Origin of the sequence: Pedobacter psychrodurus, assembly GCF_032678585.1 — a bacterium.
Taxonomy (GTDB): domain Bacteria; phylum Bacteroidota; class Bacteroidia; order Sphingobacteriales; family Sphingobacteriaceae; genus Pedobacter; species Pedobacter psychrodurus_A.
Genome location: NZ_JAVTSN010000011.1, coordinates 103,817 through 123,226 on the forward strand (window position 1 = coordinate 103,817; position 19,410 = coordinate 123,226).

18 protein-coding genes and 1 pseudogene are annotated in these 19,410 nt (G+C 36.9%); 7 read left to right on the forward strand and 12 right to left on the reverse strand.

What is annotated here, in order from left to right:
- Positions 1 to 18 precede the first annotated feature (18 nt).
- From R2S57_RS09500 to pdhA, 7 genes are all read right to left on the reverse strand, one after another.
- Positions 19 to 570, reverse strand: coding sequence for a cupin domain-containing protein (locus R2S57_RS09500; protein WP_316844811.1), 552 nt, complete (start codon positions 568 to 570; stop codon positions 19 to 21).
- A gap of 138 nt (positions 571 to 708) precedes the next feature.
- Complete coding sequence (locus R2S57_RS09505; protein WP_316844812.1) at positions 709 to 1,791, reverse strand: TlpA disulfide reductase family protein; 1,083 nt, start codon at positions 1,789 to 1,791, stop codon at positions 709 to 711.
- Positions 1,792 to 1,825: 34 nt separating this feature from the next.
- Positions 1,826 to 3,604 carry a DUF885 domain-containing protein gene (locus tag R2S57_RS09510; RefSeq protein WP_316844813.1) on the reverse strand — a complete coding sequence of 593 codons (1,779 nt, stop codon included), beginning with the start codon at positions 3,602 to 3,604 and terminating at the stop codon, positions 1,826 to 1,828.
- A 153-nt stretch (positions 3,605 to 3,757) separates the two neighbouring features.
- Entirely contained in the window at positions 3,758 to 4,618 is an 861-nt protein-coding gene (locus tag R2S57_RS09515) for a hypothetical protein (protein ID WP_316844814.1), read from the reverse strand.
- Position 4,619: 1 nt separating this feature from the next.
- Positions 4,620 to 5,441 carry a HipA family kinase gene (locus tag R2S57_RS09520; protein ID WP_316844815.1) on the reverse strand — a complete coding sequence of 274 codons (822 nt, stop codon included), beginning with the start codon at positions 5,439 to 5,441 and terminating at the stop codon, positions 4,620 to 4,622.
- A gap of 121 nt (positions 5,442 to 5,562) precedes the next feature.
- Positions 5,563 to 7,227 (reverse strand): pyruvate dehydrogenase complex dihydrolipoamide acetyltransferase, encoded by a 1,665-nt coding sequence (locus R2S57_RS09525; protein ID WP_316844816.1) that lies wholly within the window; start codon positions 7,225 to 7,227, stop codon positions 5,563 to 5,565.
- Between the two features lie 30 nt (positions 7,228 to 7,257).
- A complete protein-coding gene (gene pdhA / locus R2S57_RS09530) occupies positions 7,258 to 8,253 on the reverse strand; it encodes a pyruvate dehydrogenase (acetyl-transferring) E1 component subunit alpha (protein WP_316844817.1) in 996 nt (331 codons plus the stop codon).
- Between the two features lie 506 nt (positions 8,254 to 8,759).
- Here pdhA and R2S57_RS09535 point away from each other — a divergent pair.
- From R2S57_RS09535 to R2S57_RS09545, 3 genes are all read left to right on the forward strand, one after another.
- Complete coding sequence (locus tag R2S57_RS09535; RefSeq protein WP_316844818.1) at positions 8,760 to 9,317, forward strand: C40 family peptidase; 558 nt, start codon at positions 8,760 to 8,762, stop codon at positions 9,315 to 9,317.
- A gap of 97 nt (positions 9,318 to 9,414) precedes the next feature.
- Entirely contained in the window at positions 9,415 to 10,512 is a 1,098-nt protein-coding gene (locus R2S57_RS09540; RefSeq protein ID WP_316844819.1) for a CapA family protein, read from the forward strand.
- A gap of 44 nt (positions 10,513 to 10,556) precedes the next feature.
- Positions 10,557 to 10,742 (forward strand): hypothetical protein, encoded by a 186-nt coding sequence (locus R2S57_RS09545; protein ID WP_316844820.1) that lies wholly within the window; start codon positions 10,557 to 10,559, stop codon positions 10,740 to 10,742.
- 121 nt (positions 10,743 to 10,863) lie between these two features.
- Here the strand turns inward: R2S57_RS09545 and R2S57_RS30505 are convergent.
- Positions 10,864 to 11,004, reverse strand: a pseudogene (locus R2S57_RS30505) (helix-turn-helix domain-containing protein); the annotation flags it as partial.
- Positions 11,005 to 11,360: 356 nt separating this feature from the next.
- Between R2S57_RS30505 and R2S57_RS09550 the strand changes: the two are divergent.
- The 3 genes from R2S57_RS09550 to R2S57_RS09560 all read left to right on the forward strand — a co-directional run bounded on the left by R2S57_RS09550 (position 11,361) and on the right by R2S57_RS09560 (position 12,426).
- Positions 11,361 to 11,570: a hypothetical protein gene (locus tag R2S57_RS09550; protein ID WP_316844821.1), complete on the forward strand. Its 210-nt coding sequence runs from the start codon at positions 11,361 to 11,363 to the stop codon at positions 11,568 to 11,570.
- Between the two features lie 15 nt (positions 11,571 to 11,585).
- Entirely contained in the window at positions 11,586 to 11,786 is a 201-nt protein-coding gene (locus R2S57_RS09555; protein WP_316844822.1) for a hypothetical protein, read from the forward strand.
- Positions 11,787 to 12,111: 325 nt separating this feature from the next.
- Positions 12,112 to 12,426 carry a hypothetical protein gene (locus tag R2S57_RS09560; RefSeq protein ID WP_316844823.1) on the forward strand — a complete coding sequence of 105 codons (315 nt, stop codon included), beginning with the start codon at positions 12,112 to 12,114 and terminating at the stop codon, positions 12,424 to 12,426.
- 211 nt (positions 12,427 to 12,637) lie between these two features.
- Here R2S57_RS09560 and R2S57_RS09565 read toward each other — a convergent pair whose 3' ends face one another.
- The gene (locus tag R2S57_RS09565) at positions 12,638 to 12,823 is read right to left on the reverse strand and encodes a hypothetical protein (protein ID WP_316844824.1); all 186 of its coding nucleotides are present in this window, start codon (positions 12,821 to 12,823) and stop codon (positions 12,638 to 12,640) included.
- A gap of 120 nt (positions 12,824 to 12,943) precedes the next feature.
- A complete protein-coding gene (locus R2S57_RS09570) occupies positions 12,944 to 14,986 on the reverse strand; it encodes a M13 family metallopeptidase (RefSeq protein ID WP_316844825.1) in 2,043 nt (680 codons plus the stop codon).
- Positions 14,987 to 15,077: 91 nt separating this feature from the next.
- Between R2S57_RS09570 and R2S57_RS09575 the strand changes: the two genes are divergently transcribed.
- Positions 15,078 to 16,019, forward strand: a complete 942-nt coding sequence (locus R2S57_RS09575; RefSeq protein ID WP_316844826.1) for an SPFH domain-containing protein — start codon at positions 15,078 to 15,080, stop codon at positions 16,017 to 16,019.
- Positions 16,020 to 16,253: 234 nt separating this feature from the next.
- On the opposite strand, the gene R2S57_RS09580 is transcribed toward R2S57_RS09575, so the two are convergent.
- Together R2S57_RS09580 and R2S57_RS09585 are read right to left on the reverse strand one after the other, a co-directional pair.
- Complete coding sequence (locus tag R2S57_RS09580) at positions 16,254 to 18,419, reverse strand: carboxy terminal-processing peptidase (RefSeq protein WP_316844827.1); 2,166 nt, start codon at positions 18,417 to 18,419, stop codon at positions 16,254 to 16,256.
- Between the two features lie 270 nt (positions 18,420 to 18,689).
- A complete protein-coding gene (locus R2S57_RS09585) occupies positions 18,690 to 19,382 on the reverse strand; it encodes a hypothetical protein (RefSeq protein ID WP_316844828.1) in 693 nt (230 codons plus the stop codon).
- Positions 19,383 to 19,410: the final 28 nt, after the last annotated feature.

Consider the following 19,410-nt stretch of genomic DNA (forward strand, 5'->3'; position numbering starts at 1 on the left):
GGTTAAAACGAAAGAGTTTTACACATTTTCGCAATTTTGGTTGTACCAGCACTCAAATAAATGTCCTTTACTCCCATAAACAGGGTCGCTATCTGGATTTTTCACATTAGCAATGTCCTCATCCGCTTCTGGTCGCTCTTCAGCTTTGCCATATTTCATATTATATTCAGCTCCATTTGGGTATGCACCCACAACCGTGAAGTCATCACTTGAGTTTAGTTTTTTGTGTGCAACACCAGCAGGGATAATAATTACATCCCCTTTATCCAACTCAATGCAAACACCATGATCGCCACCAAACTGTACATCCGCCTTACCACAATATACGCCCATTACTTCATGTGTATTACTATGGTAATGGTGGTAATCAAAAATACCATCTACCCAGGCATTGGTATAACCATTCTGCGCGAAAACCCTTTTGATCACCTCCTCAGTATCATCCGGATGCAGCCTGAAAGTTCCTTTATAGATCATTAGTGGCAAATTTGGGTTATTCGGGAAATTGCCGTTCTCCTCTATTTTATGCGCAACTAAATAAGCTTCTTGTATCAGTTTTTCTTTGTCCATGATTGAGGTCTTTTAATATTAACAAAGTAATTGATGAAGGGTTTTTTTTATTCGGATGTGGTTTAAACTAAACTGGCTGTTAGCACATACAAATCATTTTGAACATTCTGTGATTTAGTCAAATATAGGTGCCAATTTTTATCTGCTTTCTTCAAAAATCTCTTCCAGTTTTAAAGTGAGACTTTTACCCGTCAGGTTTCTCGCTATAATTTTTCCATTAGGATCTATAAGTAAAGTGCTTGGCACGCCTACTATACCAAAATATTGCGCAATTTCATTTTGATGTCCTTTCAAATCTGATACCATAACCCATGGCATTTGATCTTGCGTTAAAGCACGCTTCCAATCCTCTACATTATCATCAATAGACACCCCAATAACGTCGAATTTTTTATTTTTAAAGCGTTTATAAGCACTCAACACATTTGGATTTTCTGCTCTACAAGCAACGCACCAACTGGCCCAAAAATCTATAAATAAATAACTGCCTCTAAACGATGTAAATTTTACAGGCTTACCATTTAAACTGTTCTGAACAAAATCTGGAAGTTCGGATCCTAATCTGCTTTTTTTAAGAACTTCAAAATTTGCGGCTAATGCTTTTCCCTCCTCTGATTGTTTTAAAGAATCACTCAAATCATTAAATAATTCCATTCCTGCATCATACCCTTCTAATACTCCCTTTGTCTCAATTAAGGATAATGCGAGTACCGGTGCTGGATTACTTCTTAAAAACAGATGCTCCTTTTCGTTAATTTCCTTTTTTATTGCTAAAAGATTTACACGAATGGGAGCCCGTTCCTTAAACGCTTTCTTCTCTAACTGAGTAAGAAGGTCATCCTGCTTTACTGTTAATTTTTTTAAAGAGGAATAAAATGCCTTTCCCTGATCATCTGTTGTTGAACCAGTAACCCAATAATTATTTGTGGCTACATCTCCACCAACATCTATATTACCTGGTTCGATGTAAAATACAAAGCCATAATCAGGAAGTCTCAACATCGCTTTTTGAGGCGATTTTATATGTTCAGACCAGTAAAACTCTCCATTCTTGACACTTATTGTATCTTCATAAAGATTCTTTCCATTAAGGCGAATGAGCGAAATTTTATCCGCTTTTAAGCCTAAAATCTTACCCTTTAAATTTACTTCTTGAGCTGCGGCGGTAATGGAGCATACCAGCAAAAACAAGAGTATTTGTTTTTTGTATAAATATTTCATTCGAGGTTAATTAGATATAATTATTTCCAGAGATTTATTTCTGTCCAATGGCCCAGGCATCCATTTTATTTTCGAAAACCGATAAGGGTAAAGAACCATCTTTTAAAACTTCTGTATGAAAAGCCGCGAGTTTAAATTTAGGCCCTAATTCTTTTTCATATTTTGTTCTGAGTTCCCTTATTTTCATGGCGCCAGTCTTGTAACCCAAAGCCTGCGCAGGGATGCCCATATAACGTTCAATTTCTGCTGTGGCACCTTCAATGCTGATGGCTTCATTATCTGTCATGTATTTTATGGCTTCTTCTCTACTCATATTTTTAGTGTGAATAGCTACGTCAACCACCAGGCGTATTGCCCTGTGCATTTCATCGCCCAAGGCGCCCATATGCTGATAAGGATCTTGATATAAGCCCAATTCTTTGCCAAGCGATTCGCAGTACAATGCCCAACCTTCTACATAAGCGTTATGCCCGCCAAAACGGCGGAAGTTGGGCAATGATTTATTTTCCTGTGTTAAAGAAATCTGGTAATGGTGACCAGGGATGGCTTCATGAAGAAAGAGTGATTCCATGCCTGAAGTGATGTTAAATGTTTTGGCATCTAAAATAGGTACATAAAAGATTCCTGGACGCGATCCGTCTGCCGAGCCCTGATTATACTCTGCACTGGCCGATGCTGCCCTGAAAGCTTCTGTTTGGCGGATTTCGAATGGTGTTTTAGGCTCAACATCAAACATCTTTTTCAGATTAGGCTTCATCCGTTGGTGGATATTCTCAAAAGCAGCCAAAACCTCTTCGGGTGTTTTATAGGGCATAAATTTTTTATCCGTTTTCATGTACTCGAAAAAAGCTTTTAAATCGCCCTTAAAACCAACCAGGTTTTTGATGCTGTCCATCTGCCCTTTAATCCTTGCAACTTCTTTTAAACCTGTTTGATAAATTTCCTCAGGTGTTTTATTGGTGGTTGTTTGTTGTTTAACCAGATAGGTATACCAGGCCAAGCCACCCGGCATGGCAGAATAACCAGATGTTGTTCGGGCTTTTGGTAAATATTCGTTCTGGAGGTAATCATCCAGTTTTTTATAGGTAGGGATAATCACATTGGTGATGGAGTTGCGATAGGCTGCTGTTAACTTATCTTTATCAGCCGCAGAAAAGCTGTTTGGCATTAATTTAATAGGGCCATAGAATAAACTCTCTTCGGGTTTAGCCACAACCATGCTTTGCATTTGGGGGATCATTTTCACCACCAATGCCTTAGGCAATACAATACCGGTAGCTGCACCTTTTTTGAAATTGCCGATGGCCGTATCCGCCCATACCGAAAATGCATCCACACGCTTTAACCAGTCTTCGTAATTTTTAACGGTTTTGAAAGGTTGAATCCCTGTTCCGGAGCCAAACTGACCAATGGTTAAAGGCAAAGCGAACATTTGGTTAAATGGCAGGTATTCTGAATGGTATTTTAAGCCCTCTATATTGATCTCCAGTTGATCCTTCAAATAATCGAAAGATAATTTGTCGTTTGCATCCAGACTTGCCCGGTCGTATTTGCCCAAACTATCCAAATAACGCTGGTTAAAGTTTTTATATTCTTTAATATAGGCCTGCGATCCATCATTGGCCAAAAGATCGTTATAACGTTCGTCGCCAATGTAAGTAGCACTAATTGGGTTTAGTTTTAATCCATCCTGATAGTACTGCTCGCACATGGCGGCAAAAGCTTTATTTTCGGTACTGTTATCCGAGCTGCTTTTTTGCTTACAGGCAATTAGGGCAGTAATACAGGCTGCAAAAAGAAATATTTTTTTCATTTAGTATGGTTTAAGGAGTTAACCAAAAATAGTAAATTCAAATTGCTAAATGATCTTTCTAAATTTTATACTTTTTAGTATTTCAGGTACTGATATTGTTTCGCATAAAAAAGGCTCCCAATGATTGAGAGCCTGATTATATAATAATTTGGATTAATCGTTATCCGATTTAAAATATGGGATTACATGGTTTTTATCAATGTATTCTTCAACAATACCTATCTCATCAATGTCAACAAATTCGAGAAAATCAGAATCCCGGATTTGGGTCCACATTAAATGATTTTTATCGCTTTTGTTTAAGTATGGCTCTCTTCCCAGGATAAAATATTTACCATCTTTTTGACCTTCCAATTCTAAAGCTTTAGTTAAAGAAATAAATCTGGTTACATCGTTTTCGAGATTATAATGTTTCTTTTCAAAATCAAATGCCTGGCCAGCAACAGGGATGCCGTTTATACCGATAAAATTAACTTCAACCGGCGCAAATAAGTTTTCAAAATCATCAGCGGTAAGTGTTCTGTCTATATTTACTTTTCCCTTAATTTTAGGGTATAGTTTTGCTTTTACTTTATCATAAATATTCTGTGTTCCTTCAATTAGGGGTAATTCATCATACTGGAAAATATACTTTTCGAATACCCTTTTAAAAGTTTCACCACTTAACTCAATATCAATAGTTTTAGTTTCTGAAAACTGCACAAGATTATTTGAGTATTTAGATAAGTAACCAATATAAGATTCATTAACCCAGTTTGGTTTTGTTGTGAGATCAAAACTTAATCGCGCATCTGTATTATACACAGTAGTATTTATTTCTTTCTCTAATGTTTTTAGGTAGATTTTTATAATATGATACCGCTCGTTAACTAAAAGGCCTTTAACAGCTTGAAGCTTATTTGAGGCAAATTTAAAAAAACACCTTTCACCATCAAACATTATTAACCCAATACTTACTTTTTCATCAAGTGTATCGTTAATTGGAATATATAATATGGAAAATAATGTTTTCATTTTAACTTAAAATAAAAGAATGTACAAAAGTTCTGAAATTCATAACACAATGCTTCTTCCACTCATCTGTAAACAAGGTTTGTTGAATTTTGATTCTAATATCAACAGTATTTACCGCCCAAGAATATGGAACAAGGGCAAGTATACTATCTAGCTTGGCTTCGCATTCTTCTGTACAAAGATAAAAATTTTTAACTAGCTTATCCATAAGCTCCCCTAATTTCCTGTTATTCGAAAATAACAATTTTGCAAGTTCTGTATTTATAATGGTATCATCCTCTGTTAATTGACTTAACCCATAATCTAGTGAACTACTGTTAAATATGTTTACATGATCAATCGCATAAAAAGTATAAGTGTTGTTTTGGGCATAATGGAGTAAAAGATTATTGTTATTATGGTTTCTGTCTTCGTTAGCTAACCATATATCAAATAACGCAATATTTAGGAAATCTGATTTATGCTGTATTTTATCCCTAAAACTTTTCTCTTTGAATAATGGAAGGAAAGATAAATCGATCTCTTTGGTGTTTTTGATATACAATGAACCAAAACATTCTTTTCGGAAAAAATACGGTTGAAGTGTTGGGTATTTATCATAAGGAACATGCTCATCCACAACAGTTATAAATGCTGTTTCCGGAATGTTGATATGGCAAAGCTTTCCAAATTCGGAAGAAAGTAATTCATTTAACAGATATTGAGGAAATTTATCGTACTTACACACCCAGTCTTTAAAATCATTACAGGTAACCAATAAAGGGCTACTGCCAGCAGTATCAAACATTTTATGAGCTTGTTGAATTGTTCTGAGCGATTTCATTTATTAATTTGGTAATCAATACAATATATAAATATTAGTCAATAACGCAAAAAAGCCATCCTGAAAGGATGGCTTTAATTATATTGATCAGTATAACTGAAAACTGAATATTGCTAACTGATTATGCTAATAACCTGATTGGCTCTTCTAACAAACCTTTTAACGTTTGTAAGAACTGTGCTCCGGTTGCACCATCAACCACACGGTGATCGCAACCTAATGTTAATTTCATTACGTTTCCAGGAACAACCGCGCCGTTTTTAACCACAGGAACCTGTTGAATGGCACCTACTGATAAAATTGCACCATCAGGTGAGTTGATAATTGAAGTAAACTCATCAATACCAAACATACCCAGGTTAGAAACCGTGAAAGTAGAACCTTCCCAGTCTGCTGGTTGTAATTTCTTAGCTTTTGCTTTACCACCGAAATCTTTTACTTCTGCAGAGATGTGAGATAAAGATTTACCATCAGCAAAACGTACTACCGGAACCAATAAACCATCTTCAACAGCCATAGCTACACCAATGTTGGTATGTTCGTTAAATCTGATTTTATCTCCACCCCATGATGAATTAACAGCCGGGTGTTTTTTCAATGCAACAGCAACCGCCTTAATTACGATATCGTTGAAAGAAACTTTAACCGGAGCAACTGCATTAATCGCTGTACGGGCAGCCATTGCGTTGTCCATATCGATACTGATGGTTAAATAGAAATGTGGAGCGGTAAACAAACTTTCTGCTAAACGTTTTGCAATTACTTTACGCATCTGCGAAACCGGAGCTTCAGTAAATTTAACTTCACCAACATATTGAGGAATAACCGGTGCCGGAGCAGCAGCTTTCTCAGCAGCCGGAGCTGAAGCCGATTCTGCTTTAGCCGGAGCAGCAGATGGTTTAAAGTTTTCGATATCTTTTTTAATGATACGGCCACCTTCTGCACTACCTGCAACCTGTGCTAAATCAATGCCTTTATCTTTCGCAATTTTCTTCGCTAAAGGTGAAGCTTTAACACGGCTATCCGACGAACTTTCTGCAACCGGAGCAGATGCACTTGCATCAGCGGTGGTAGCTTGTTTTTCTTCTTTAGGTGCTTCAGCACTTTCTGCTTTTGGAGCCGGGGCAGAACCGCCAGCCAAAATTCCGCTAACATCTGTTCCTTCCGGACCAACAATAGCGATAATTCCGTTTACTTTTGCAGCAGCGCCTTTTTCAACACCAATGTGTAATAAAGTTCCGGTTGCATAACCCATTACTTCCATAGTTGCCTTATCGGTTTCTACATCAGCAAGAACATCATCATCCTTTACTTTATCGCCAACTTTTTTATGCCACTCGGCAATTACGCCTTCGGTCATGGTATCACTTAATAAAGGCATGCGGATAACCGTAACACCTTTAGCAGCTAATTCTTCTTCGCTTAAGCCACCACCTTGTGCAGGTGCAGCTTCTTCTTTTTTATCTTCAGCTTTTGGCGCTTCAGCACTTTCGGCCTTTGGTGCTTCTGCACCTTTTTCAGCTTCCAAAGCAGCTTTATAATCTTCGCCTTCTTTACCGATAACGGCCATGATGGCATCAACAGGAACAGCTGATCCTTCTTCTACACCTATGTATAAAATAGTGCCATCCCAATAAGATTCCATATCCATTGTTGCTTTATCAGTTTCTACTTCTGCTAAAACATCGCCGCTTTTCACTTTATCGCCCACTTTTTTATGCCACTTCGCCAAAACCCCTTCGGTCATGGTGTCGCTCATTTTGGGCATTTTAATTACATCAGCCATTATATCTAATTAATTGAAATCTTATTAATATTAGTCCATTACGTAAGGGTAGTCCTGTTGCATATACACATCTTTGTATAATTCAGATGCATCAGGAAAAGGAGATTCTTCAGCAAATTTCACTGCCTGATCTACAGTTGCTTTTACTTTAGCTTCTACTTCTTCGATCCAGGCCTGATCTGCATACTTTTCTTTCAGAATAGTTTCTCTTGCATGCTCAACCGGATCTTTTGCTTTATAATCTTCTAACTCTTCTTTAGTACGGTATTTTGCCGGATCAGACATCGAGTGACCACGGTAACGGTAAGTTCTCATTTCTAAGAAAGTAGGTCCTTCACCTTTACGTGCACGTTGGATCGCCTCGTCCATCGCATTGTGAACTGCAACCGGATCCATACCATCAACTGGTGCACATGGCATATCAAAACCTAAACCGATTTTATAGATATCGGTCATGTTGGTAGTACGTTGTACTGAGGTACCCATTGCATAACCATTGTTTTCGCAAACAAAAACAACAGGCAATTTCCAAAGCATGGCCATGTTAAATGTTTCGTTTAATGCACCCTGGCGCACCGCACCATCGCCCATATAACAAATGTTAACATTATCTGTTCCTTTATATTTTTCTGCAAAAGCAACGCCAGCACCTAATGGAATCTGACCGCCAACAATTGCATGACCACCATAGAAGTTATGCTCTTTACTAAACATGTGCATCGAACCACCTTTACCTTTAGAGCAACCTGTAGCTTTACCGTACATTTCTGCCATAATACTATCGGCACTAACTCCTAAAGCTAAGGCATGGGCATGATCACGGTATGTTGTAATCATTGAATCACCTTTTTGCATTGCAGATATTGCACCTGCAACTACAGCTTCTTGTCCAATGTATAAATGACAAAAGCCACGTATTTTTTGTTGTCCGTATAACTGGCCAGTTTTTTCTTCGAACTTGCGCATAAGCAACATCGACTCAAACCACTTTAACCAAGTATCTTTATTTATTTCTACTGCACTCATTTTAGGATATTTGTTTTTTGCGACAGCAAATCTAATTTTTTTATTGTAATTTTTGGCACTTTCTAGTGTAAAAACATCATAGTATAAGGGTTAAAATCAGATTTAACAGTTGTTTTACAATTAAATACAATCCTTAACCGGGCTTTACAATCTTTCGCCAGTTTAAGTGCGATTTCCCATAATTAAATCTATACCCTTTATCATAATATGGAATCAATTTATTCTAAAATTTAATTTTGTTTAAATCCCGATTTACATAATTAAAAAATAAGGCTTTTTTTATTCATCGATCAGAATCTTAAAATGAAACTGCCCATAAGACAAGATATTTTTTATTAAAATTTTAACGGAAAAACGTGGATAAAAAATAAAAATGTTAATAACTTTCACTTTTTATAAGATTACATTTGGATAACATTTGTATAATCAATACTTTTGACAACCAACAATAAGCCCATGTGGTGTACGTTAATGTGTAAGTGAATACCCAAACATAACTGTATAACATGATTAAAAAATTTTTGTTTTCAACCTTAATCGCTATCTGCACGCTCTCAACCGCATTTGCGCAAACAAAAACAAAAGAATCTGGTAAAGAACTAAATGATCCCGACAACCTTGCATCGCAGTATTTCTCGCAGGTAATGGGTGTTGCAGTAGATGCAACTTCGAATTTGAAACTGTATAAGTTTATTTACGAATGGATCGGAACGCCATATAGTTATGGTGGAAACAGCAAAAGAGGCATCGATTGCTCGGCTTTTACTAAAGCGATTTACGACAAAGTTTTCAACACTACCATCAGAAGAAATTCACGTGATATTTTCAGCATGGTAGATCCATTATCTAAAGAAGATTTAAAAGAGGGTGATTTGGTTTTCTTCAAGATTAAAAGCAGAAGTATTTCTCACGTTGGTATTTACCTTGGCGATAACAGATTTGCACACGCATCGAGTTCTCGTGGTGTGGTTATCAGTAACCTGAACGAACCTTATTATAGCCGTTACTTTTATAAAGGCGGGCGTGTTTTAGAATCGTTTAAGAAAGAATTTGAAGTAGAATAGACAGTATACAGTTGACGATTTTCAGTTAACAGTTAAAAACATACACAATCCTCCTAAAGAAATTTTGGAGGATTTTTTTATACCGCTTAAATCAATAATGAAGTTCATCAATACACTAATGATATCCGCTCTTGCACTAATTATTTTGATTAGCTGCACCAGTAACAATGCCCAGATTACCACCCCGGCTGCCAAACAGGATACCGTGATCAGAAAAATAAAAGATACCATATCCATCACTGCTGTGGGTGATATCATGTTGGGCTCGGCATTCCCCTCAAAAACCAATCTGCCACCTGATGATGCGATAAATAGTTTCGAAGCGGTAGATAGTCTGTTAAAAGGAGATATTGTTTTTGGAAACCTGGAAGGCTGTTTCCTCAACTCGGGCAATTCTAACAAATGTAATGGCATTAACCCGAACAACTGTTATGCCTTTAGAATGCCGGAGCGTTATGCCGGAATTTACAAAAACGCAGGCTTTAATGTTTTAAGCATAGCGAACAACCACGTTGGGGATTTTGATGCCAAAGGACGAAAAAACACCGCCAGGATTTTGGATTCCTTACAGATCCATTACGCCGGACAGGTAAACAAACCTTTCGAGATATTTGAAAAAGACAGCATCAAATATGCCTTCTGTGCTTTTGCGCCGAATGAGAATACGGTATCGATCAATAAGGTCGACAGTGCAAAAGCTTTGGTGGCCCGGTTAAAATCGATGGCCGATATTGTAATCGTTTCCTTTCATGGCGGTGGTGAGGGGGCTAGATTTGAACATGTTCCCCGCAAAAATGAGATCTTCTATAAAGAGAACAGAGGAAACGTTTATGCTTTTGCCCATGCGGTGATTGATGCCGGCGCGGATGTGGTATTGGGCCATGGTCCACATGTAACCCGTGCGGTTGAAGTATATAAAAATAAATTCATTGCTTACAGTCTGGGTAATTTTTGCACCTATGGCATGTTCAGTTTAAAGGGAAATAATGGCATCGCTCCGTTGCTACAGCTTAAAATAAACGCAAGGGGAGATTTTCTATTTGCAGATATCGTTTCTGTTAAACAGGATAAAATTAACCGTTTAACTTTGGATGATAATCACAGTGCCTTTAAAAGGATTAAAGAATTGACAGATATTGATTTTATTGGCCATCAGCTGAAATTTGCGGATAACAGGATCAGTTTAAAAGATTAATCTTCTACGACATCAATCTCAAATTATTTAAGAATATTTGTGCCATGAAAACGGGACTAATACATCACTACATTATCGGTATCGCAGCAGCCATTTTAGTTTTAGCGGCAGCATATTACATTAATCAAAATCCTAAAAATATATTATCTGCAGGAATTATCATTTTAGCTGGCTGTCTGGTTGCCTTTGGCCAATATCAGGTCATTAAACATAAAAAGAAGCAAAAATGATTGTTGTTATTTTAGAAGTTGCCAAGGCCGAAAATTTTAAAGACAGGTTTATCTTGACTTGACAATCGACACAGCTGTTGTGCTTTTTCTATTATCAAAAAAGTTAGGAGGAAGGGCTAACTTAATCATTCAATAACTCTTCAAAAGGTATATTCAAAATCTCACAAATCTGGATCACTCTTTCCAAAGGTATATCTTTCATATTCCTTTCATTTATCGAATAAACATTCTGTGAGATTTCTAACTTTCGTGCCATGTATTCTTGGCTATAGCCCTATGCTGCTCTTGCAATCCTGATTCTTTTATTTATTCTATGGCTCTTATTGTTATCCATTTATTTAAGAGCTTAAAAGAGTACTTTGGTATGACAGCCTATTGGTTATCATGTCCAAATAAGTATAAATCAGATTAAAAAGTTAATTATTACCTTAAGCATCTATAATTACTAAATACAAATACTTAGTTAAAAACCCATCTATAATCCCCTACACTACCCTAATCATGCTTTCTATAATTTAAACAAATAGCGGTTAGGAATACCGACTTACATACTATATCTTTAGTTATTGCTTCGCGAGTAATGAAAGTAAATAACTTTTTAACTTAAAATTTAAACAAATGAAAAAATTAGAATTAGTGCAATTGGAAAATGTACTGGGGGGAAAAGATGCATTTTGGACGGGGGCAGCTTGTGCGGGCACTCTAATATTGGCTGGTGCTTTTATTTATGGGACAGCAGGTACAGGTGCGGTTATTGGGGTGCATGCTGCTGCAGTTGCCTGTGGTGGATTAATTGGGTATGGAGCATCTACTGGCTCATGGTTTTAAAAAAAATACTTTAACATGAAAAAAATTGAATTAAATAATACGCAGACCATTCATGGTGGCTCTGTTGGTAATGCGATTAATGGCGCATGTGCTGCTTTTGCTGCTGCGGATATCGTGGGAATAGTTACAACAAGTTTTCTAACTGGAGGATGGGGTGTTGCCATTGGAGTAGGATGCTTGGCAAATGCTTTGGGCACAGGAAATGGTTGGTGGTAATGTAAAACCAAAAAAAAATGACAGTTTCGATTAGTGTCATTTTTTTTTCAAATGAAATATAAAATGAGAATATCAGTATATAATATAATAGCACTAGTTGCTATTGGAATATATTTAATTACAAAAATAATACCTCTAACATCTGTCTACTACAATTATCTTCTTGCTATAGCAATTATCTCCATATTTATTGATGCAATTAAAAACAATTCAAAATGAAAAAAATAAATTACTATTTGTCTTAACTTTATTACTAACGGGTCTGATGTCCTTTTGTTTGTTATATTTTATAGGGAACCACCAGTAAGATATGCAGATTAAAAATATGAATTTGGTTTTATATCTAACTTTAACAAGTACGATAACTATAGTAAGTTATATATTCACAAAAAAATTAATTACTCACGATATATTCTACAATTCCTTTCGAAGCCAATTGGATAATCCTAGAATAGACGAACTCTTTGATTTTCAAGAAAAATATGCGTGGATTGGTTTTGCATTCATTCCTGTTTGGCTATTACTTAAAAATTTTGTAGTCAGTTTATGCCTGCAAATAGGTTTAATATTAAACAATACTAAACTAAAATCTGGTGCAACTTTTAAAATTGCAATAACAGCAGAATTTGTTCTTGCTTAGAGCTTTAATTTACTAAACTACAACTTCTTTTATTAGAGAAAGCTACTGTGGCCTTAGATCCAAAAACAGAGAGCTTCATTCTGCAATTACTTATAAAACTAAAAGAATACATGGGCATTCTGTTGGTTACTCATAAAAAAAGTACTGTTAATATCGCTGATGAAGTTTACGAAATTGAAAATGGTATTTCTAAACACTTAAAATATACTCTTTAACTTTCATCTTTCGTATTCTTCACCAGGCCAATACCTGATACGAAGAATATCAGTCCGATAATTCCGTAAACCATCAATCCCCTTGTATTTTGGTTGTGGTTTACAAAGCCATAGCCAGCGTATATTAATCCAATTATACCTAGTATTGTTAATACGGTTCCAAAAGTGCGTTTTACGTTCATGCAGTTATTAGTTAATAAGATTAAGACAAAATATTTCTGCTTTTGTTTTAAACCAATAAAGGAGCCCATCTCATGAGCTGAAATGGGCTTCTTTCAAATTGCACTCAAAATAATGCTATGCTACCACACACCTAAACGGCTTGCGGGCGCAACATACATTTTTGCGGTTGTAGGAATATTAAATGCTTTGTAAAATGCTTCCATATTATATACAGGGCCATTTACACGGAACATTTCCGGACTATGTGGATCTGTTTTTAATCTTACGCGCATGCTTTCGTCTCTGTCTTTGATTCTCCAAACCTGGGCAAAGCTTAAAAAGAAACGCTGATCTGGCGTAAAGCCATCAACCTTTTTGTCGCCTTTTCCCTGCTCGGTTAATTTAAAGGCATCGTAAGCGATATTTAAGCCTCCGATATCGGCCAGGTTTTCGCCCAAAGTTAAGGAACCGTTAACGTGCTGATTATCCAATAAAGTGAAGTTGTTGTAAAATGTTTCCACCTTACCCGCTTTAGCCTTAAATTTATCTGCATCTGCTTTTGTCCACCATTCTTTTAAGTTACCTACAGCATCGTACTGGCGGCCCTGATCATCAAAACCATGGGTCATTTCATGACCGATTACCGCACCAATTGCACCATAGTTGATGGCATCATCGGCCGCAAAATCAAAGAAAGGAAACTGCAAAATTCCGGCAGGAAAAACAATCTCATTGAAAGATGGATTGTAATAGGCGTTAACTGTAGGTGGGGTCATTCCCCATTCTGTTTTGTCTACATTTTTGCCCAACTTATCCATCATTTCTTTATAAGCATGTTTATTGGCCGATTGAAGATTGGCATAATAAGTATTTTTCGAAACCTCTACATCATCATATTTTTTCCATTTGTCAGGATAACCGATTTTTTTGATAAAAGCATTCAGTTTTTCTAAAGCTTTCTTTTTGGTTTCTGGTGTCATCCAGTCTACCTTCTGGATCCGCTCTGCATATACTTTCTGTAGATTGTTTACCAAAGTTAACATCCGGTCTTTAGCTTCTGGTTTGAAGTATTTTTCGGCATACAGTTGACCTAAAAGTTCACCTAAACTGCGGTCTGTAGCGTTTACAATAGCTTTCCACCTTTCAGTTGGTGCTTGTTGTCCAAATAGTGTTTTAGAAAAGAAATCGAATTTAGCCGCTCTGAATTTTTTGGTAAAAGAGTTGGCTGATCTGTTTAACGCATCAAATTTTAATTTTTCTTTCCAAATGTCGATTGGCTGACTTTTTACCAGGCCCGATAAAGCCTGATAGTATTTAGGCTGTCTCACAATTACGGTATCGGTACTTGCGCCTAATTTGCTCAGTACAGATTTCCATTCGATATTTGGCGTCTGTTTCTGAAAATCGGCCACCGTCATTTTGTTATAGTTCTTCTGTGGATCGCGCAGTTGAACAGGTGTTGAATGCGATTCTGCGATAGCGGTTTCCAACTTTAAGATGTTGTCGGCATATTTTGCTGCATTTACCGAATCGCCTGCAAGGTTGAAAATTTTAGTAATGTATTTAATATACTCTGTTCTTATTTTCTTTGCCTTCTCATCTTGTTCTAAATAATAACTGCGATCGGGCAGGGTAAGACCGGCCTGCGAAAATGATAAGGCATTTTTAGTACTCAGTTTATCGTCAGGATCTACACTAAAGCCCAATAAATCGCCTTCTCCGTTTTTGTAACCATCGGCAATAAAACTGATTAAATCTTTATCATTTTTAATCCCATCTATTTTACCCAATAGAGGCTTTATCGGCTCAATGCCCAGTTTCTCAATCGTTAATGTATCCATTCCACTGGCATAGAAATCGCCAACCTTTTGTTCGGCGCTTCCTTTGGATGCATCTGCTTTTGAAGCACTTTCGAGAATCTTATCCAGGTTTTTGAGGTTATCATTATACAAAGTATAAAAAGAACCCCAGCCCGTTTCTGTTTTAGGGATTTCGGTATTTTTAATCCATTTGCCATTGGCATACAGGAAAAAATTATCGCCTGGTTTTACCGTGGTATCCATGCCTGCTTTATCGAAAAATTCGGTGCGTGCATTTACCGTCTCGGTGTCTTGGTGGTTCTTATTCTGGCATGCAGCAAAGAGCAAAATGCTGGCCGCCGGAAGAATTAATTTAGTTTTCATTGCTTATGAATTAGTTAGAAAAACTTAAAGCTACAAAATGCCAGGTGTAGTTTGTATGAATTTTTTATAACTTCATAAAAAAAATCTAATTATGCAATACACCATTTACATTGTAGCCATTGTAGCATTTATCATCCTACTCAGCTCGTTTGTTACCGTTAAACAGGGAACCATTGCGGTGGTAACGGTTTTCGGTAAGTACCGTCGTCAATTAAGACCAGGTTTAAACTTTAAAATCCCATTAATAGAGCAGATTTATTCGCGCATTTCTATCCAAAACCGCTCTGTAGAACTTTCGTTCCAAGCGGTTACCCAAGATCAGGCCAATGTATATTTTAAGGCCATGCTCCTATACTCTGTAGTAAACCAGGATGAAGAAACCATCAAAAATGTAGCATTTAAATTTGTTGATGCCACGAACCTGATGCAAGCATTGATCAGGACCATCGAAGGTTCGATCAGGGCATATGTAGCTACACAAAAACAGGCCAACGTATTGGCACAGCGGAACGAAATTGTACTTCACGTGAAGGAACAGATTGATCAGGTTTTAGATGGCTGGGGTTATCACCTTCAGGATCTTCAGTTGAACGATATTACCTTTGATGAAGAAATTATGCGCTCAATGAGCCGCGTGGTAGCCTCAAACAATTTAAAAGCTGCTGCTGAGAACGAAGGTCAGGCTTTATTGATTACCAAAACTAAAGCCGCAGAGGCTGATGGTAATGCCATTAAAATTGCTGCTACTGCCGAACGTGAGGCTGCCCAACTACGTGGACAAGGTATTGCCTTATTCCGTGCTGAAGTAGCGCATGGTATGAGCAAAGCCGCACAAGAAATGGAACAGGCCAATTTGGACATTTCAGTAATCTTATTCACGATGTGGACAGAATCGATTAAACACTTTGCAGAGAATGGCGATGGAAATGTGATTTTCCTCGATGGTAGTGCCGATGGCATGAATAAAACCATGAAAGAAATGATGGCCATGCAGTTAAATAAACAAACTGAACCATCTGCGAAGAAGGGCTAGTCTGTTTTGAAGTGCTGTCAGATGTTACCATCTGACAGTTAGCACAAATTAAAAAGATATAATATCGTCGAGTGAGGTATAGAAATATCCGGCACCATAAAAAACGGGGCCTAATATAATTTTAGAGTTGTCAACTTTCTAGCGAACCGGTTGTTAAAGTTGACAACTCTGATACCAACAAAGAAGCCGCTTTAGTTTTGCTAAAGCGGCTTTTTATGTTATAGATATTTCTAATTAGTTATTCTTTGGCATCAAGCCTAAGTTCATTACATAACTACCAGATTGTTGCATAAAATCGCCCATTACTTTTAACGATTCATCTTCGATAAAATCGTAAGCGTCTTGTTTGGTAATTTTATCTCCCTTTTTAATTGCAGGCAATCCTCGCAATGCCCTTAATTCATTCTGTCTGGCAAGGGTTTTTACCTCCTGGGCTTCGCGTTCAGCTTTAAGCTTGGCTTCGTTTAACGTTACAGAAACCTCATCATCACGTTTTTTAAGATCTGCAATATCTTGTTTCAGATATTTGAAATCTAACGAACTGGCAATACGTTGCTCACTGTTTTTAGTCAGTTGTGCTTTAACCGCTGTTAAATTAGCAACCGCTTTGAAGTTAGAACTTGGAATAACATCCCAAGGCAGTGCAGATGGCTCTGTATCTTCTCCTATTTTATCCATTGGATAAACTGAAGGGAAAACAACATCAGGTGTTACACCTTTGTGCTGCGTACTGCTACCTGCTACACGGTAAAATTTAGCCATGGTTAAGTTGATCTGACCTAAATTGATATCGGCAGGATTAGCGCCGCTTGGTGAAGTACCAACTGTTTTATCTTTAGACACTAAACCGGCTACCCTTTGCAACATGCTTGGATTTACCAATTTGTTTAAATCGATAGAAGATTGAACAGTACCTTTACCATAGGTTTGGCTACCCATAATAATACCACGGCCGTAATCCTGAATTGCTCCGGCAAAAATTTCGGATGCTGATGCGCTTAAACGGTCTACCATTACACCGAATGGGCCATCCCATGCTACACCACTGTTTTCATCTTCGTCTACTTCAATTTTGCCACGTAAATCTTTTACCTGAACAACAGGGCCTTTATCAATAAATAAACCTGTTAATGAAATGGCCTCCACTAAAGAACCCCCGCCATTACCACGTAAATCCAATACAATTGCATTTACCTTATCGTAAGTTTTCAATGAATCGATCAGTTTTCTTACATCACGGGTGGTACTTTTATAATTTTTGTCACCAGCATTTGCCGCTTTAAAATCAGCATAGAATGCAGGCAAAGTAATAATTCCAATTTTAACGTCTTTACCGTTACTGTTGATTGTTTTTACTTTTTTCTTGGCAGAAGTTTCTTCCAGGATAATTTTATCACGAACCAATTCGATAATTACCGGTTTCGACGACATTTCTTTTCCTACAGGAATAACTTTTAAACGAACTTTTGTGCCTTTAGGGCCTTTAATTTTCGTTACCGTATTGTCTAATCTCCAGCCCACAACATCAACAAATTCGCCATCGCCTTGCGCTACAGCTATAATACGGTCACCCGCACTTAACTGTTTGCCTTTAAAAGCTGGTCCACCTGCGATAATTTCAGAAATTTTAACAACTTCATTCTCTAACTGTAACCGTGCACCAATCCCTTCGAAAGAGCGCGACATGTCTTCGTTAAATGCAACAGCATTACTTGGGTTGAAATAATTGGTATGCGGATCAATCGATTCGGTAAAGGCATCCATCAAAATCTGGAAAACATCCTGATTGTTGGTTTTTGAAGTCTGCGATTGTAAATTCTGATAACGTTTGGTTAATGTTTCTACGTTTTTCGCCTCAGCAGTTCCTGCCAGGTTTAAATTGATCAGTTCGTATTTAACACGTTTTTTCCAGGTATCGTTTAAAGCTGTTGAAGAAACTGCCCAGGGCATTTTCTCTCTATCATATACATAGGTATCGGTTTGGTTAAAATCGTACTTGTTTTTAATCTGCGCTAAAGAATAAGTGAAATATTCATTTAACCTTTTGGCGTAAACGTTATAGATGAAGAATGGACCGCTTAAATCGCCATTTTTAAAATCATCGTCTAATGTGTATCTGTATTTTTCAAATTCTTTGATATCAGAAGCAAGAAAATAATTTTTTCCCTGATCTAATGATTTGATATACTTATCTAAAATGATAGAAGAAATAGAATCGTTGATCTGGATTTTTTTGTAATTATAGCTCTCGATCAAATTTACAACCTCTTTAATAACAAGTTGCTGTTGCTCATCCGGTTTCACATTGGTAACACCCTCAACCATGGGCTGAGTTTTAGGTGCAGCATGACAAGCAAGTACTGCTGCAGTAAAAATTACAAAAAATATTCTCTTTAACATCTCTTTAAACGATTTAAAATCCATTTCCAATTCTATATAGCCAATATGATACCATTTTAGCAAAAAAACAAAAAAGAGACAGCATTATTACCGTCTCTTGTTAAAACTTTATCAAATCTAACTAAAAGCTTTTTATTTAACAATTTCTATAGGAGAACGTTGAGAGTTATTTTTTGTTTTGATCATTAATCAAAATTTGACTCATTACAGACCTAAAACGGCTATATAAGCGTAATGTAGGAAGGTAATGAATGAAAGACAAAGATAAGATTAGCTTTGATTTACCTTTTTGACCGTCGTTTTGTTTGCGATCATCTCTCTGGCATCCTTGATCTGCGTTTTGTACTGAGTGGTTTTGATGGAATTGGCCAGCCATTCAGCAGATTTCAGATCTCTTAATGCAAGTGTAAAATCTTTCTTTTTAATTTTAACCTGAACAATGCCCAGGATCGATTCGATATAGGAGTTATTGCTTTTTAACTGTTTTGCCAGGATGCCTTGTTGGGTGTAAAACCACATCGACTGCGTATATTTCGTATTGGCCAGGTAAACCTTACCTAAAAGACTGTAAGTATTCATTACACCCGCCCGGTTACCTGTTTTGGAATAGTTTTTTAAAGCTACGTTCAAAAGAATCTGTTCGGCATCGGTAAAGCGGCCCAACTGATAATGCATGCTGCTCATTTTGATGATCGCCTGCCCGTATCTATTGAAATTTTTTACAGAATTATATTCGAAAGCTGCTTTTCCAAACAAAGTAAGTGCCTCATTATAATCTCCTTTTCGCTCCAAATCTTCAGCTTCTTCAAAAAAAGAATTCCCGTCTTCCAGATCAAATTTAGATACCGCTATATTTATAGCATTACCTCCATTTGGTTCCTGGTTATCAGATTTTTCTATATTTTGAGCTTGTAATTGTAATGATGCAAAAAGGCCTATAAAGGCCAATACAATTTTGGTCATGCAACAAAAATAATACTTTAATTCTAAT